General features: G+C 71.1%; 14 protein-coding genes and 1 tRNA gene. 5 read left to right on the top strand and 10 right to left on the bottom strand.

Features of this window, described 5'->3' with window-relative positions:
- Nucleotides 1-6: 6 nt before the first annotated feature.
- The 6 genes from ACTFTM_RS16315 to ACTFTM_RS16290 form a co-directional block, all read right to left on the bottom strand.
- Nucleotides 7-102: transfer RNA gene (locus ACTFTM_RS16315), tRNA-Sec, on the bottom strand.
- 34 nt (nucleotides 103-136) lie between these two features.
- Nucleotides 137-1,093, bottom strand: coding sequence for an NrfD/PsrC family molybdoenzyme membrane anchor subunit (gene nrfD / locus ACTFTM_RS16310; RefSeq protein ID WP_449566652.1), 957 nt, complete (start codon nucleotides 1,091-1,093; stop codon nucleotides 137-139).
- Nucleotides 1,094-1,284: 191 nt separating this feature from the next.
- The gene (locus ACTFTM_RS16305) at nucleotides 1,285-2,328 is read right to left on the bottom strand and encodes a 4Fe-4S dicluster domain-containing protein (protein WP_449561335.1); all 1,044 of its coding nucleotides are present in this window, start codon (nucleotides 2,326-2,328) and stop codon (nucleotides 1,285-1,287) included.
- 3 nt (nucleotides 2,329-2,331) lie between these two features.
- Nucleotides 2,332-5,607, bottom strand: a complete 3,276-nt coding sequence (gene fdh / locus ACTFTM_RS16300) for a formate dehydrogenase (RefSeq protein ID WP_449561334.1) — start codon at nucleotides 5,605-5,607, stop codon at nucleotides 2,332-2,334.
- Between the two features lie 56 nt (nucleotides 5,608-5,663).
- The gene (locus tag ACTFTM_RS16295; protein ID WP_449561333.1) at nucleotides 5,664-6,095 is read right to left on the bottom strand and encodes a DUF6069 family protein; all 432 of its coding nucleotides are present in this window, start codon (nucleotides 6,093-6,095) and stop codon (nucleotides 5,664-5,666) included.
- Complete coding sequence (locus tag ACTFTM_RS16290; protein ID WP_449561332.1) at nucleotides 6,092-7,087, bottom strand: RNA polymerase subunit sigma-70; 996 nt, start codon at nucleotides 7,085-7,087, stop codon at nucleotides 6,092-6,094. Before ACTFTM_RS16290 ends, ACTFTM_RS16295 begins: the two co-directional genes overlap by 4 nt.
- 131 nt (nucleotides 7,088-7,218) lie before the next feature.
- Between ACTFTM_RS16290 and ACTFTM_RS16285 the strand changes: the two genes are divergently transcribed.
- Both ACTFTM_RS16285 and ACTFTM_RS16280 read left to right on the top strand, forming a co-directional pair.
- Nucleotides 7,219-7,560 carry a hypothetical protein gene (locus ACTFTM_RS16285; protein WP_449561331.1) on the top strand — a complete coding sequence of 114 codons (342 nt, stop codon included), beginning with the start codon at nucleotides 7,219-7,221 and terminating at the stop codon, nucleotides 7,558-7,560.
- A complete protein-coding gene (locus ACTFTM_RS16280; RefSeq protein ID WP_449561330.1) occupies nucleotides 7,557-8,216 on the top strand; it encodes a nucleotidyl transferase AbiEii/AbiGii toxin family protein in 660 nt (219 codons plus the stop codon). The genes ACTFTM_RS16285 and ACTFTM_RS16280 overlap by 4 nt, the downstream gene beginning before the upstream one ends.
- A gap of 40 nt (nucleotides 8,217-8,256) precedes the next feature.
- Here the strand turns inward: ACTFTM_RS16280 and ACTFTM_RS16275 are convergent, their stop codons facing one another.
- Nucleotides 8,257-9,159 carry an SDR family oxidoreductase gene (locus tag ACTFTM_RS16275; protein WP_449561329.1) on the bottom strand — a complete coding sequence of 301 codons (903 nt, stop codon included), beginning with the start codon at nucleotides 9,157-9,159 and terminating at the stop codon, nucleotides 8,257-8,259.
- A gap of 146 nt (nucleotides 9,160-9,305) precedes the next feature.
- Here ACTFTM_RS16275 and ACTFTM_RS16270 point away from each other — a divergent pair, with 146 nt between their 5' ends.
- Nucleotides 9,306-11,096, top strand: coding sequence for a bifunctional metallophosphatase/5'-nucleotidase (locus ACTFTM_RS16270; protein ID WP_449561328.1), 1,791 nt, complete (start codon nucleotides 9,306-9,308; stop codon nucleotides 11,094-11,096).
- 55 nt (nucleotides 11,097-11,151) lie between these two features.
- On the opposite strand, the gene ACTFTM_RS16265 is transcribed toward ACTFTM_RS16270, so the two are convergent.
- Together ACTFTM_RS16265 and ACTFTM_RS16260 are read right to left on the bottom strand one after the other, a co-directional pair.
- Complete coding sequence (locus ACTFTM_RS16265; RefSeq protein WP_355053659.1) at nucleotides 11,152-11,325, bottom strand: hypothetical protein; 174 nt, start codon at nucleotides 11,323-11,325, stop codon at nucleotides 11,152-11,154.
- A gap of 239 nt (nucleotides 11,326-11,564) precedes the next feature.
- On the bottom strand, nucleotides 11,565-12,719 hold the full coding sequence (locus tag ACTFTM_RS16260; protein WP_449561327.1) for a geranylgeranyl reductase family protein: 1,155 nt from the start codon (nucleotides 12,717-12,719) through the stop codon (nucleotides 11,565-11,567).
- Nucleotides 12,720-12,840: 121 nt separating this feature from the next.
- On the opposite strand from ACTFTM_RS16260, the gene ACTFTM_RS16255 reads away from it, so the two are divergent.
- Both ACTFTM_RS16255 and ACTFTM_RS16250 read left to right on the top strand, forming a co-directional pair.
- Nucleotides 12,841-13,077: a hypothetical protein gene (locus tag ACTFTM_RS16255; protein ID WP_355249091.1), complete on the top strand. Its 237-nt coding sequence runs from the start codon at nucleotides 12,841-12,843 to the stop codon at nucleotides 13,075-13,077.
- A 72-nt stretch (nucleotides 13,078-13,149) separates the two neighbouring features.
- Entirely contained in the window at nucleotides 13,150-14,583 is a 1,434-nt protein-coding gene (locus tag ACTFTM_RS16250) for an MFS transporter (protein WP_449561326.1), read from the top strand.
- A gap of 114 nt (nucleotides 14,584-14,697) precedes the next feature.
- Here the strand turns inward: ACTFTM_RS16250 and ACTFTM_RS16245 are convergent, their stop codons facing one another.
- On the bottom strand, nucleotides 14,698-15,264 hold the full coding sequence (locus ACTFTM_RS16245; RefSeq protein WP_449561325.1) for a hypothetical protein: 567 nt from the start codon (nucleotides 15,262-15,264) through the stop codon (nucleotides 14,698-14,700).
- Between the last annotated feature and the right edge of the window lie 130 nt (nucleotides 15,265-15,394).

Raw genomic sequence — 15,394 nt, 5'->3', positions numbered from 1 at the left:
CGCCGTTGGCGGAGACGGACGGGAATCGAACCCGCCTGGCCCGGGTCCCGGACCACACCGGTTTTGAAGACCGGGAGGGGCACCAGCCGCCTGAACGCCTCCGTCGCACATTCGATCACAACGACGGTGCGACCGCTCAGTCAGTCGCCGGATCCGCCTCGGTCCGTCGGGCGTTCACCCGCTCGCGCTGCGGCACGACCGTGTAGCGGGGGTCGCGGGCGGACGCGACACCGCCGTAGAAGATGCCGAACCGCGTGGCGACCGACGCGCTCAGCAACGCGGCCCCGGACAACGCCCCGACGGCGCGACTGCGCCGACCCAGCAGCGCACCGGCCACCCCGACGGTGGTCAGCAGCCGGCCGGCGCGCAGCAGCCGACCCGGCCGTCCCGACCGGTAGGGCTCGCTGAGCAACCCGAGACGGGTCTCCACCCGGTGCGCGCCGTACAACTCCAGGGCCGCGCCGGCCACCGCCATCCGGCGGGCCGGCCCCGCCTGCGACGGCGGCGCGGCCAGCAGACCGACGCCCGCGCCGCTGGCCAGCGCGCTGCCCGCGAAGATGACCGGCAGCTCGGGGTACGCCTCATGCCACGACGGCACCGCCGTGTCGGCGAGCAGAACCCCGGTGTACGTCGCCAGGGCGGGCGCGGTGACGGCGGCGACCAGCCCGGCGGCGTGCCCGACCGGCGGCAGAGCCCGACCGACCAGCCCGAGCGGTCCGCGCCGGGGCAGCCAACCGGCGGTCTCGGCGATCGCCGCCACCCCGGCGGCCGGCCCGAACGCGCTGAGGATCCAGGTGCCCACGGACATGGGCGAGGTCAGTTTGACGACCCGCAGCATGTGGTGGAACCGCTCCGGCCGGCCCAGGTCTCGGATGAGGAAGACCGCGCTGGCGCTGACGGCGCCCAGCGCGGTGACGCGGCCCGCGCGGCGCAACGCCGGCCGCCGGGTGAGTTGACCTCCCGCGGCCAGCAGCGACGAGCCTGCGGCCAACCCGCCGGTGAACAGGTAGGCGGCGATGTCCCACTTCCAGACCGGGGCCTTGAGGATGGGCCGGCCGTAGTAGGAGGTGAACTCGGCCTCGGGGACCCGCAGCTCCTCTCCGCCACCGCGACGGCCGCGCCGGGGGCGGCGCGCGGCGTTCTCCTGATCCTCGTGGGCTTTCGCCGGCACGGACACGTCGGTGCGGGCGTCCGCCTGCCTCTGGGCCGGCAGGTCGACGTTCGCGGTGGCGAGGCGGTCGCGGAACCGACGGAACCGGTCGCCCACCGGGAGGCGCTCCGGACTCACGAGGATCTCCCCACGAAGGCGGCGACGGTGGCCGCCGCCATGGCCAGGGCGGCGATGCCGGCGCGTTTCCACATCGCCGGCAGGTCCCGGGTGGTCACCACCGGATCCGGCGGCAACCCGTACACCTCCGGCTCGTCCAGCAGCAGGAAGAACGCCCCGTCACCACCCACACCATCACCCGGGTCATGCCCGTACAACCGGGCCTCCGGAACACCCCGCTCGTGCAACGTCGCCACCCGCGCCGCCGCCCGCTCCCGCAACTCCTCCAGAGGCCCGTACTGGATCGACTCCGTCGGACACGCCTGCGCACACGCCGGCGTCATCCCCACACCCAGACGGTCATAACACAGCGTGCACTTCCACGCCCGACCATCACCCTTACGCTGATCAATCACCCCGTACGGACACGCCGAAATGCAGTACCCACACCCATTACAGATGTCCTCCTGCACCACCACCGTCCCGAACTCCGTCCGGAACAACGACCCCGTCGGACACACATCCAAACAAGCCGCATGCGTGCAGTGCTTACACACATCCGACATCATCAACCACCGAAAATCAGACCGACCCTCCACACCGGAACCACGCCCCGGCGGCTGCGCCCCCGGCATACCCAGGAACTCCGGGCCGCCCGACATGCGGGTCGCCGCGCCGGGCGAGCCCGGTGGCAGACCCGGATCCGTGCCGGTGTCGGCCTCGGTCCGCGCCCCGACGGCCGCCGTCGCCGGGCTGACCGCCGGCCCGTCCGGGTAACCGGCGAACGCCGGCGTCGCCCAGCCGGTGCCGCGGGGCTGCTCGACGAACGCCACGTGCCGCCACGAGTTCGCCGTCAACGCCCCCGTGTTGTCATACGACATCCCCAACAGATCCAAACCACTCTCCGGGACGCCGTTCCACTCCTTGCACGCCACCTCACACGCCTTGCACCCGATACACACACTCGTATCGGTGAAGAACCCCATCCGCTCCGGCGCGTCCACATACCCCGCGTCCGGCGCCGGATCGAGCGGCCCGTACAGGGCGTTGGCATGCGGCATCGCTCAGTCCTCCTGGTCGCTGCTGCTGTCGGCGACGTCCGTCGTGACCAGCGGTGGGTAGCGGTGGCTCAGGTTCCCCGATCGCCGCCGGTAGTCCATGACGAGATCCAGCAGGTCCTGGCCCCTCGGACGCCGGCCGGGCCGTACGTCGCACGTGCCGACCTTGCTCTCCTGGATCAGGACGTTGGGGTCGAGGGTGATGCCGAACAGGTCGTTCGCCGAGTCGCCGGTGACCAGACCCTCGAAGCCGAAGTGGTACGGCAGCCACACCTGGTGGATGACCCGCCCGTCCACCCGCAACGGGGTGAGCCGGTCGGTGACCAGCACCTTCGCCTCGATCACCGCCCGGCCGCTGACCAGGTGCGCCCACCCGAGGTGCGCCAACCCGGTCTCGGCGGCCAACTCCGGCGACACCTCGACGAACATCTCAGGCTGCAACTCGGCGAGGGGGCGTACCGTCCGGCTCATCCCGCCGGCGGTGTGGTGCTCGGTGAGCCGGCTGACCGTGAACACGTACGGGAAGACCTGGCTGTGCTCCTGCGGCGGGCTCGGGTTCACCGAGTTCACCGGGTGCGCGTACGACTTGCGCGTCGGGTTGGCCTGCTGTCGGTAGAGCGGGTTGCGCACCGGCGACTCGACCGGCTCGTAGTGGGTGGGCATCGGCCCGTCCAGGACACCACTGGGCGCGTACAGCCAGCCCTTGCCGTCACCCTGCATGACGAACGGGTCGTCGCCGGCGATCCCCTCCGGACCGGACGCTCCGGCCGGCGGCCGGTACGACGGCGGTTTGGTCTTCTCGAAGTCCGGCACGTCGTGGCCGGTCCACTCGCCCTTGTCCGGGTCCCACCAGACGTAGCGTTTGCGCTCGCTCCACGGGTTGCCGTCCGGGTCGGCGGAGGCGCGGTTGTAGAGGATGCGCCGGTTCGCCGGCCACGCCCAACCCCACTCGGCGGCCACCCAGTCCTGCTCGTGGCGGGACTTGCGGCGGGCGGCCTGGTTGACGCCGTCGGCGTACACGCCCGTGTAGATCCAGCAGCCGACGGCCGTGGAGCCGTCGTCGCGGGCCTCGGCGAAGCTGGACAGCGGCTGGCCGGTCGTCACGTCGTACCCGTTGATCTCGCGCAGGACCGACTCGGCGCTGGGCTCCGCGTGCGGACCGTGCGTGGGGTAGTCCCAGGTGAGGTCGAGCAGCGCCCGGTCGCGCGGCAGCGGCGAGCCGGCCAGCTTCTCCCGGAGCTTGCGGCCGAGGTGGTAGAAGAACCACAGCTCGGAGCGGGCGTCACCTGGCGGTTCGACGGCCTTCTCCCGCCACTGCAACAACCGCTGCGTTTGCGTGAACGTGCCCTCCTTCTCCACGTGCGACGCGGCCGGGAGGAAGAACACCTCCGTCCGGCACTCCTCGGGCACGATCTCGCCGGTGGCCACCTCGGGGCCGTTCTTCCAGAAGGTCGCGCTCTCGATCATGAACAGGTCCCGCACGACCAACCAGTCCAGGTTCGCCATGCCCAGACGTTGCGCCCGGCCGTGCGCGGAACCGACGGCCGGGTTCTGCCCGAGCAGGAAGTACCCCTTCGTCTTCCCGTCGATCATGTTGAGGACCTGCTGGTACGTGCCGTGGTCACCGGTCATGCGGGGCAGGTAGCCGTAGCCGAAGTCGTTCTCCGGCGTCGCGGCGTCCCCCCAGTACGCCTTCAGGAGGCTGGCGGCGAACGACCGGGCGTTGCCCCAGAAGCCCTTCTGCCCGGGGTGCCGGATGCTGTCCACCCACTCGTCGAAGGTGGGGTGGTCGGCGTGGTGGGGCATGGGCAGGTAGCCGGGCAGCAGGTTGAACAGGGTCGGGATATCCGTGGAGCCCTGGATGCTCGCGTGCCCGCGCAGCGCCATGACCCCGCCACCGGGCCGACCCATGTTGCCCAACAGGAGCTGGATGATCGCGCCGGCGCGGATGTACTGCACGCCGACGCTGTGCTGCGTCCAGCCCACCGAGTAGATGAGCATGCCGGTGCGTTCCCGACCGGAGTTCGCCGTCCACTCCCGGGCCAGTTCGAGGAACTTCTCCCGCGGGATGCCGCAGACCCGCTCGACCATCTCCGGGGTGTAGCGGGCGTAGTGGCGCTTGAGGATCTGGTAGACGCAGCGCGGATGCCGCAACGTCTCGTCGCGTTGCGTCTGCCCGCCGACCTGCGCGCCGTGCGACTCGTGGCGCAGGCCGGCGGCCGTGTCCCGCTCCTTCGCGGTGTGCCCACTGCCCGAGGAATCCTCGTGCCCCTCGTACTGCCAGCTGTCCTGCACATAGCTGCCGGTCTCGGGATCGAAGCCGGAGAAGAACCCGTCGCCGTCCTCGGTGTCGCCGAACTGGTCGCTGACGATCGTCGCCGCGTTGGTGTAGGCGAGGACGTACTCACGGAAGTCCAGCTCGTTGTCGAGGATGTAGCGGATCACCCCGCCGAGCAGCGCGATATCCGTCCCCGCCCGGATCGGCAGGTACGCGTCGGCCACCGCACTGGTCCGCGTGAAGCGGGGGTCCACATGGAACACCTTCGCCCCGCGACGCTTGGCCTCCATCACCCACTGGAACCCGACCGGGTGCGCCTCGGCCATGTTGGAGCCCTGGATGACGATGACGTCAGCGTTGGCGATGTCCTGCTGGAAGTCCGTCGCACCGCCACGACCGAAGCTGGCCCCCAGACCGGGGACGGTGGCGGAGTGTCAAATACGCGCCTGGTTCTCGATCTGCAACGCCCCCATCGCCGTGAACAACTTCTTGATGAGGTAGTTCTCCTCGTTGTCCAGCGTCGCCCCACCCAGACTGGAGATCCCCAACGTCCGGTTCAGCGGCCGACCCTCGTCGTCGCGGTCCTCCCAGGTCTGCTCGCGGGCCGCGAGGATCCGATCGGCGATCATGTCGAGGGCCGTCTCGAGGTCCAGGTCCTCCCACTGGGTGGAGTAGGGCCGGCGGTAGCGCACGGTGGTCTGGCGCAGTGGACTCGTCACCAGGCTCTTGCTCGCCGCGCCCTTGGGACACAGCCGGCCCCGCGAGATCGGGCTGTCCGGGTCACCCTCGATCTGCGTGACCCGACCGTCCGCGACGAAGACCCGCTGACCACACCCCACCGCGCAGTACGGGCACACCGACCGCGCGACAGAGTCGGCCGTCTCGGTGCGCGCCGTCAGAGCGGCCGACCGCGCCGACTTGGCGGCGGCGCCCCGCCCCAGCGGGTCCGTGCCGGTGAGCTGGCGGTACACCGGCCAACCCTCGATGAACGTCCGTAGACCCATCCCCGACACCCCCTCGCGCGTGACCCCCCGAACATAGGTCAGATGAGGAGTCTTCGCTAATCGAGGGAACGGTCCCACCGGGCCAGGCCCCACACCAGGGCCGGGATCATCACCGCCGCGGCGACGAGGTGCAGCACGACGAGGGTGGCGACGGTGGCGACAGCAGCCCCGCAGACAAAGGGCGGGACCAGCGAGATCGCGGTCAGCGCCACGGCCGTCCACAGGAACCGGTCGGCGGGACGGGCGCTCCACCGACCGAGGACGACGGCGAGAACGACCCCCACCACCGAGAAGACGCCGGTCACCACCGCGAAACCGGCCAACGGGATCGCCTCGCCACCCGCGGGGACCTCGAAGTCGACACCGACCCTCTCGGCGAGCGCGGCGACAACAGTGGTGATCACCATCGCCGCCACGGTGGCGGCCAGACCCACACCGACGAGGCCGAGGAGCCGGTGGGTGCGGTGGGCCGGGGCCGAGACGCTCATCGCACACCGCCCGCCGGGAGGCGCTCCGGCAGCCCGAGCCGCGGGAACTGGTCGGCGTGGAAGATGACGATCTCGGTGATCGCTCCACCGGTGATGCGCAGGACGTCGACGGTCAACGGCAGGTACGCGCCCTCGGCCTCCCGCCAGTGGTAGAACGCGACGGCAGGCTGCCGGTTCACCGAGGTGGCGACGCCCCGCAGGCCCGTCATGCGGTCGAAACCGTCCGCGATCCAGTCGTGCACCACCGCGTCCCGGCCCACGTGCAGACCCGGGGTGGGCGGCATCGAACAGCGCACGTCCTCGCGGAGCATCGTGGTGAGCCGGCCGATGTCCGTGGCCACGCTCGCATCGGTGAAGTCCCGCACCAGCTCGCGCGTCCCGGCGTCCTGCGCGCCGCCGGTCCAGTCCTGCCGCTCGGCCGGCAGGTGCTCCCGCATGCCGGCCCGAGCCCGTTGCAGGGCGCTGTTCACCGAGTTGACCGAGTCGCCGAGCAGGTCGGCGACGTCCTTCGCGGGCCAGCCGAGCACGTCCCGCAGGATCAACACGGCCCGGGGACGCGGCGCGAGGTGCTGGACCGCCACCACGTACGCCAGCTCGATCGTCTCCCGCGCGACCGCCACCGCCTCCGGCTCGTCCGCGTCGCCCGCCGGCACCTCGTCGAGCAGCCGGTCCGGGTACGGCTGCAACCACCGCACCTCACCGCCCCGGGCCGGCTCCGGCCGGCACCTGGCCAACAGGTCCAGGCAGGCGTTGGTGGCGATCCGGTACAGCCAGGCCCGCACCGTCGACCGGCCCTCGAACGTCTCCCGCCGCCGCCAGGCCCGCAGGAACGTCTCCTGCACGGTGTCCTCGGCGTCCTCGAACGACCCGAGCATCCGGTAGCAGTGCACGTGCAACTCCCGCCGGTGCCGCTGCGCCAGCCCCGCGAAGGCGGTCTCGTCGACCTCGGCCAGAGCGCCCGCGCCCTCGCTGCGCGTGTCCGTACCCGTCACGTCATGCTCCCGTCTCGTCGTGTCCCGTCACAGTTATGACGGGCGCGGGCCCGAGAACTCATCACCCGCGCCGACCACGCGTCCGTACGCTCCTCGGCGACACCCGCACCGACGGGCGTTACCCTGACACCATGCAGGCCGTCTCGCCCCCCGCGACCGGCGTGGCCTTCCTGGCCCGCCCGGGTCGCCCGGCTGTCGTGGCGCGAACGCTCACCGAGCTGGCCGGTCCCACGCGGGGCGTCGTCGAGCTGCCGGTGCGGTTGATGTGGAACGCCGAGCGCACCTTCGACCTCGGCGACCCCGACGAACTGCTCTGGATGTACGAGAACGTGCTGCGCGAGACGGCCAGCGCCGACGACCTGCGCACCCTCATCAACGGGCGCACACTGCGGCGGGTGTGGCGGCTGCTCAACCTCCCCCGGGGCGTCCGCCTGGCCTGGGAGAGCCGGCACCGCGGCCTGCGCGCGGCGTGATCGCACCTCACCTGCACGACTTCTACCGGGAAGTGGCCCGGGTGGCGTTGACCGCCGCCGGGCCGTACCGGTTCGTGCTCGGCGGCGGGGTGGCGTGGGCCGCGCACGGCCTGGTGGCCCGGCCCACCGAGGATGTCGACCTGTTCGCCGACGTGGAGGGCGCCGCCGCCGCAGCCTCCGCCGGGGTACGCGCCGCGCTGGAACGCGCCGGATTCACCGTCACCGACGCCGACCCGGACAGCGAACTCGCCGACCTGTTCGACGGGTACGGCCGGGACATGAAGGACTTCGTGGTGAGCCGCGACGGTCGGGAGATCCGACTCAGCCTGGCCCGACTCGACCGGCAGCAGAGCCCGGTGGTGATGGACCTCGGCCCGGTGATGGACGTCCGCGACCTCATCGCCAACAAGATCGCCGCACTGGTCAACCGGCGGGAGGTCCGGGACTTCATCGACGTCGCGGCGGCGCTCGAGCACTACGACGTGACGCAACTGCTGGTACTGGCCCGCCAGGTCGACCCCGCGCTCGACCCGGACGACGTCCGCGCCGCCGGGCGCTACCTCGACCGGCTGTCCGAGACGCGTTTCGGCAGGTACGGCCTCGGCCCGGACGACGTCGCACGGGTGCGCCGGCGCTTCGCCGACTGGCCACGCTGAGACCGGGTGATCGCCGCGGGCGACCACCCGGCCATCGCGGTCACTTGGTCGGTCGACCGCCGGTGACCCCCAGGATCTCGCCCGTGACATAGCTGGACTCCTGGGAGGCGAAGAACACGTACGCCGGGGCCAGCTCGGCCGGCTGCCCGGGCCGGCCCTCCGGGGTGTCCGTGCCGAACTGTTCGACCTTCTCCTTCGGCATGGTGGCCGGGATCAGCGGCGTCCAGACCGGGCCGGGCGCCACCGCGTTGACGCGGATGCCCTGCTCCGCCAGGTCGGCCGCGAGCGCCTTGGTGAAGTTGGCGATCCCCGCCTTGGTGGTGGCGTAGTCGAGCAACTGCGGCGACGGGTCGAACGCCTGGATCGACGCCGTGTTGATGATCGCCGACCCCTCGGACAGGTGCGGGATGGCGAACTTGCAGAGCCAGAACATCGCGTACAGGTTGGTCTTGAGCACCCGGTCGAACTGCTCGGTGCTGATGCCGAGGATGCCCTTGTCCTGCGACATCTGGTACGCCGCGTTGTTCACCAGGACGTCGATACCGCCCAGCTCGCGCACCGTCCGGTCGACGAGGTCCTGGCAGTGCGCCTCGTCGCGGATGTCACCGCGTACCGCGATGCCCCGCCGACCGGCCTCCTCGACGAGCCGGACCGTCTCGCGGGCATCGGCGTCCTCCTCCTCACCCAGGTACGCGATGAGCACGTCGGCGCCCTCCCGGGCGAACGCGAGCGCCACGGCCCGGCCGATCCCCGAGTCACCGCCCGTGATCAACGCCCGCTTGCCGTCGAGCTTGCCGCTGCCCCGGTACGACTCCTCACCGTGATCCGGCCTCGGCGTCATCCCCGCCGTCGAACCCGGCGGCGACTGCTGCTGGCCGGGCTGACCCGACTGCTGGCCGTACTGGCTGGTCGGGTCCTGCTGGGTGTGCTGGTCCTCGTTCACCGGATCTCCTCGCGCTGGTGCCTCCGGTACCGCCCTACCCCACCTCGTCCTGCGGAAACCGGGGCTCACGTGGCGGGAGTGACAGACGGTCGTTATGGTGCGCGAGGCGCTCACGAGGCGCGTCAACCCCCATGGAAAGGCACGTCATGACCTCTGGATCCGGTCCGTCGCGTCGCCAGGTGCTCGCGGTCGCCGCCGCCGCGGCGACCGCCCCGCTGATCGCCGCCGCGCCCGCCCAGGCCACGGGCCCCGCCCGGTCGCGCACCTGGGACCTCACGCTGCTCGGCACGTCGGACACGCACGGCAACGTCTACAACTGGAACTACTACCGGGACGCCGAGTACGACGACAGCAAGCACAACGACGTCGGCGTCGCGAAGCTGGCCACCCTGATCAACCAGATCCGCCGCGAGCGGCGCGGCAAGGCGACGCTGGTGCTCGACGCCGGCGACACCATCCAGGGCACTCCCCTCGCGACGTACTACGCCAAGCAGGAGCCGATCACGGCCACCGGCGAGAAGCACCCGATGGCGCGGGCGATGAACGTCATCGACTACGACGCCGTGACCCTCGGCAACCACGAGTTCAACTACGGCCTGCCGCTGCTGGACCTGTGGATCCGCCAGCTCGGCTTCCCGGCCCTCGCCGCGAACGCGGTCAACGCCAAGACCGGCAAGCCGGCCTTCCTGCCGTACGTCATCAAGAAGGTCTCCCTCGGCTTCGCCGCGCCGACCCTGCGGGTCGGCATCCTCGGCCTGACCAACCCGGGCGTCGCCATCTGGGACCGGGGCAACGTCGAGGGCAAGCTCCGTTTCGACGACATGATCGCGACCGCCGCGAAGTGGGTGCCGATCATGCGGGCCCGCGGCGCCGACATCGTCCTGATCTCCGCCCACGGCGGCGACAGCGGCACTTCCAGCTACGGCCCGGAGCTGCCCAACGAGAACCCGGTGGCGCTGATCGCCCAGCAGGTGCCGGGGATCGACGCGATCCTCTTCGGGCACGCCCACAACGAGGTGGTCGAGCGGTTCGTCACCAACGAGCGGACCGGCACGCAGGTGCTGCTCTCCGAGCCGTCGAAGTGGGGTCAGCGGCTCACCCGCATGGACTTCACCCTCACCCGTGAGCGCGGCCGGTGGACGATCACCAAGAAGGCCGCCACCATGCTGAACACCAACACGGTCGTCGAGGACCCGAAGGTGCTCGCCGCCGTACGGGCCCAGCACGCCAAGACCGTGGCGTACGTCAACCAGGTGGTCGCCACGTCCACCGTGGAGTTGTCGGCGGCGGAGTCCCGCTACAAGGACACCCCGATCCTCGACTTCATCAACCACGTACAGACCGAGGTGGTCGGCGCGGCCCTGGCCGGCACCACGTACGCGGACCTGCCGGTGCTGTCGATCGCGGCGCCGTTCAGCCGTACCGCCGTCTTCCCCGCCGGGGACGTCAAGATCCGCGACGTGGCGGGCCTCTACGTGTACGACAACACCCTCGAAGCCGTCGTGCTCAGCGGCGCGGAGGTCCGCGCGTACCTGGAGTACTCGGCGAAGTACTTCCGCACCGTCGCGCCGGGCGCCCCGGTCGACCCGGAGCAGATCAGCGACGCGGCCGTGCCGGACTACAACTACGACGTGATCTCCGGCCTGGACTACGACATCGACATCTCCCAGCCGGTCGGTCAGCGCATCATCCGACTGGTACTGCCCGGCACCGACACCCCGGTGGCGGACGACGCGCAGTTCGTGGTCGCGGTGAACAACTACCGGCGCAGCGGCGGCGGCAACTTCCCCGGCATTGTGAAGACCCAGGTCTACAACGCGCAGCAGGAGATCCGCCAGCTGCTCATCGACTGGGCACAGGCCAAGGGGACCATCAACCCGGACGACTTCTTCCAGCCCAACTGGCGTCTCGTCCGCGAGGGCGTACCGGTCTTCTGACCGTGGCGCGACGGCGGGCCGTGGGTGGCGACACCCGCGGCCCGTCCGTGTTCTCTCAGCCCTGCACGTTCCAGCGGACCGGGTCCTCGGCCTTCTCCGGCCGGTCCCGCCCGGGATCGGTCTCGGTCAGCGCGACCTGATCCTCCGGACGGACGGCGGGTGGCAGTTCCCCGAACCGGATGTGGCGCAGGAACGCGTACTCGTCGTCGGTGAACGGTTGCTCGGCCATCGGCGCCCCCCTACCTCCCCGTCATTGTCCAACGGCGAGCGCCCGGCACATCGGTCCGTTGGCTGACAGCGTGTCGCTCTCAGGTGGACACCGACACACCCCGTAGAGCGTCCTAGGATCCTGGGTGTATGGCTGACGAGCGCCACAGTTCGCGCCGATCTTGCGCTGACGGTGGGAGAAGTGTTCAGGTTGGGGTGGATTGTCGCCGCAGAAACTGCAAGATCGGCGCGGGCTGCGGGTCAGGACGGGGCGTTGGCGGGCGGGCGGTCTGGGGTGGGTAGGCGGTCCAGCACCGCGAGCGCCGCCCGGATCGGTCGGCGGCGCAACATGTCGTCGAAGCTCGCCCGCCCCTGACAGAAGCGCACGAACATCCGCCAGCCCGGCGGGGTCGCCAGCAGCCCGTGGAACACCTCCGGGCGACGGGTGAACAGGTCGAGCAGGCGGAACCCCGCCCGCATCTCCGACGTCAGGCGGTCGCCTACCGCCCGCTCGTACCCGGCCAGATCACCGGCGGCGACCGCCGCCCCGGCCATCTCGCCGGAACGCAGGGCGAAGCTGATGCCCTCGCGGCTCCACGGCTCCAACAGCCCGGCCGCATCCCCCACCACCAGCACCCGGCCGTTGCGCAACGGCGAGTCCTCCTCGCGACACCGGGTGAGGTGACCCGAATCGTGCGCCGCCGGCAGCCCGGTCAGACCCAACCGGTCGACGAACTGCCGCAGGTAGGCACGCGTCCCCTCCCCCGCGCCCCGGCCCGCGATCACACCGACCGTCAACCGGTCACCCTTCGGGAAGACCCAGGCGTACGAGCCCGGCATCGCCCCCCAGTCCAGCAACAGTCGACCGCGCCACCGCTCCTGCTCGGCGGGCGGCACCGGTATCTCCAGCTCCAGCCCCAGATCCACCTGGCGGTAACGCACCCCCACGTGCCGGGCGGTCACCCCCGAGGAGCCGTCCGCGCCGATCACCGCGCGGGCCGCCAGGGTCGTACCGTCGGCCAGTCGCAGGCGTACCCCCTCGGGATCCTGCTCGATGGCGCGGACCGCGACCTGCTCGCGCACCTGCGCCCCGGCGGCGACCGCCGCCGCGCGCAGGCGGTCGTCGAACTCCTCCCGGCGCACCATCGTCACCACCGGGCTGCCGTTGCGGCGGGTGAACTCCCGCCGGCCGTCGCGGGTGAACGTCACCCGGTCGACCCGGTCGTGCGCCGGCACGTCGATCCGTCCCCGCACGGCGGCCAGGGACGTGCCGATGAGGCCGCCTCCGCAGGTCTTGTAGCGCGGGTGCGTGGCCCGCTCGACAACCAGGGTACGAACGCCCGCGCGGGCAGCGGCGTGTGCCGCGGAGAGCCCGGCGGGGCCCGCTCCGACAACGACCAGATCCCAGACGATCACCGTTGCAGCGTAGGGCCAGCTCGCCCTCCACCGCCCGAACGGGTGGGCATCTTCGGTGCGGCAGGGGGTAACCGAGGCGGCGCAACCGTCCGCGTCCGGCGGGTGGTCGAAGGAGGAGATCATGCAGCGGATGGAGCTGTCGGAGGTCGAGCAGCGGGTGTACGAGGCCGTCACCGCGCTCGAAGCACGCGGCCAGGTGCCCTATCCGGATCTGATCGCCGAAGGATCGGGGCTGACCGAGGAACAGGTGCACGCCCCGCTGCACCAGCTCACCGAGAAGGGTCTGCTGCACCGCGAGGACTCGCCGATGGCCGGCCTCGACTTCGGCCCCCGGTTCTGCGCCCGTCAGATGGCGTGACCCGCGACGGTTGGCCCCCGGTGGTCGGGGTAGCGGTCAGGAATGCATGATCGACCGTCAACGGAGGCCACGATGAACGCGGCGCGCGAGCCGCAGCCGGTCGACGCGGCCGAGAACCGCCGACGCTGGCAGGCCGTCGGCGTCGGGCTGGTCGCCGCGTTCATGACGCTGCTCGACGTGAGCATCGTCAACGTCGCGGTGCCCTCCATCGACCGCTCGCTGCACGCCTCGCCGAGCGACCTGCAGTGGGTCCTCTCGGGGTACGCGCTCACCTTCGGCCTGGTGCTCGTACCGGCCGGCCGCTTCGGCGACTTCCGCGGCAGGCGTAACGCGTTCGTCTTCGGAATCGCGTTGTTCACCCTGACCAGCGCGCTCGCCGGTCTGGCGACCTCACCCACCTGGCTGGTCGCCGCCCGGCTGCTCCAGGGCGCCGCCGCCGGCATCGTCAACCCCCAGGTGATCGGGCTGATCCAACAGCTGTTCCGGGGGCCGGAGCGGGCCCGTCCCTTCGGATTGCTCGGCGCGACAATCGGCATCTCCACCGCCGTCGGGCCACTGCTCGGCGGACTGCTCATCGCCCTCGGCGGTGAGGACCACGGATGGCGGTGGGTCTTCTTCGTCAACGTGCCGGTGGGCATCGTCGCGGTGATCCTGGGCTGGCGGCTGCTGCCCGGTCGACCCGACGGGCAACCCGGCCGCAAGCGACTCGACCCGATCGGTGTGCTGCTGCTCGGCGTCGGCGTGGTGCTGATCCTGCTGCCCCTCGTCCAGGAGCAGCAGTGGCGTACGCCGTGGAAGTGGGCGCTCATCCCCGTCGGCCTGGCGGTGCTGGTCGCCTTCGGGCTGTGGGAACGGTGGTACGCCCGACACCGCGAGCCGCTGTTCGACCTGCGCCTGTTCACCTTCCAGTCGTACACGCTCGGGTCGCTCATCGCGCTCGTCTACTTCGGCGGCTTCACCGCGATCTTCTTCATCTTCACCCTGTTCCTGCAGAACGGCCTCGGCTACAGCGCGCTCGTCGCCGGTCTCGCCATCACGCCGTTCGCGCTCGGGTCCGCCGCCGCGTCCGCTCTGGGAGGACGCATCGTCAACCGGTTCGGCCGGCCCCTGGTCGCCATCGGCCTGCTCGGCGTGGTGATCGGGTTGGCCGCCACGGTGCTCGCCCTGCACCTCGCGCCGGATGCCCCTGCGCCCTGGGTCACCGCTGGTCCGCTCCTCGTCGCCGGCATCGGCAGCGGCCTGGTCATCGCCCCCAACCAGACACTCACCCTCGCCCAGGTGCCCGTACCCCAGGCGGGCAGCGGGGCGGGCATGCTCCAGACCGGCCAGCGGATCGGCGCCGCCGCCGGCATCGCGGCGGTCGGCTCGATGTTCTTCTCCTCGCTGGCCGACAGTCATGGCGACTGGACGACGGCCTTCGAGAAGTCGCTGCTGCTCGCCACGGGCATCATCGCTCTCGCCCTGGTGGCGGCGTTGATCGACATCGTCCGCAACCACCGCCGCTGAGGGTCGTCCGCCGTCAGATCCCGCACGGCTTCCGTCAGTGGTGACGGAGAGACGGCGATGGCCGGCGCCCGTTGTCGGGTGCCGGCCATCGGTCGTTGTTGGCTGTTCGGTGTGTCAGCTGTTCCAGTGCTGGCCGACGAGGTCGGTGGCCTGCTGCTCCCACTGCGCGTAGGCATCGGGGTAGGCGGAGACCTGGACGGTCTGCGCGGCGTCGGTCAGGGGCATGTCCTGCCAGCCGTCAACCTGGCGCAGGCCCTTGAGGAACGCGGTGGTGGAGTACTCGGGGTTGGTGATCTGCTCGGGGGTGCCCCAGCCGGAGGTGGGGCGCTGCTGGAACAGACCCAGCGAGTCATGGTCGTTGGCGTCGCCGAGGTGACCCAGGTTCTCCAGCTTCGACTCCTGCAGGCTCGTCGCGATGGAGATGACCGCGGCGCGCTCGGGTAGGCCGGCCTTCTTGGTGGCGGCGATGATGGCCTTGGCGTTGGCGGTCTGCTCACCGTTGAGGGTGATGTGGGACTGGTCGCCCTGCGGCTTGGGCGCGGCCGTCTGCACCGCGGCAGCGGTGGGCTTGGTGTCCACGGCCGGGGTGGCGGCGTGGGCGGCGATCGGGCCGGCGAAGACGCCACCGGCGAACGCGAGACCAGCAACGGACAGCATGCTCTTGCGGAAGATCGTGTTCATGGGGGTTGCTCCTTCGGGGGTAGGAAACACCCACACGCCACCTGTTGCGGGGGTCGGTGAACATGGGGGTGTCAGCACCTCGTCCGGGCGCTGTGCAAAGACGTGAAGAGGGGGCGGCGGCCGGCGAGCC

The organism is Micromonospora sp. RB23 (assembly GCF_053585025.1).
The sequence above is the reverse complement of the archived record's forward strand: the minus strand, read 5'-3'. Positions and strand labels throughout refer to the sequence as shown.

Bases quoted from the DNA above. Each gene is read 5' to 3' on its own strand.
- ACTFTM_RS16305 (WP_449561335.1), bottom strand. From the start codon at position 2,328: ATGCCGCATGCCAACGCCCTGTACGGGCCGCTCGATCCGGCGCCGGAC.
- ACTFTM_RS16295 (WP_449561333.1), bottom strand. From the start codon at position 6,095: ATGAGCGTCTCGGCCCCGGCCCACCGCACCCACCGGCTCCTCGGCCTC.
- ACTFTM_RS16285 (WP_449561331.1), top strand. From the start codon at position 7,219: ATGCAGGCCGTCTCGCCCCCCGCGACCGGCGTGGCCTTCCTGGCCCGC.
- ACTFTM_RS16270 (WP_449561328.1), top strand. From the start codon at position 9,306: ATGACCTCTGGATCCGGTCCGTCGCGTCGCCAGGTGCTCGCGGTCGCC.
- ACTFTM_RS16265 (WP_355053659.1), bottom strand. From the start codon at position 11,325: ATGGCCGAGCAACCGTTCACCGACGACGAGTACGCGTTCCTGCGCCAC.
- ACTFTM_RS16255 (WP_355249091.1), top strand. From the start codon at position 12,841: ATGCAGCGGATGGAGCTGTCGGAGGTCGAGCAGCGGGTGTACGAGGCC.
- ACTFTM_RS16250 (WP_449561326.1), top strand. From the start codon at position 13,150: ATGAACGCGGCGCGCGAGCCGCAGCCGGTCGACGCGGCCGAGAACCGC.
- ACTFTM_RS16245 (WP_449561325.1), bottom strand. From the start codon at position 15,264: ATGAACACGATCTTCCGCAAGAGCATGCTGTCCGTTGCTGGTCTCGCG.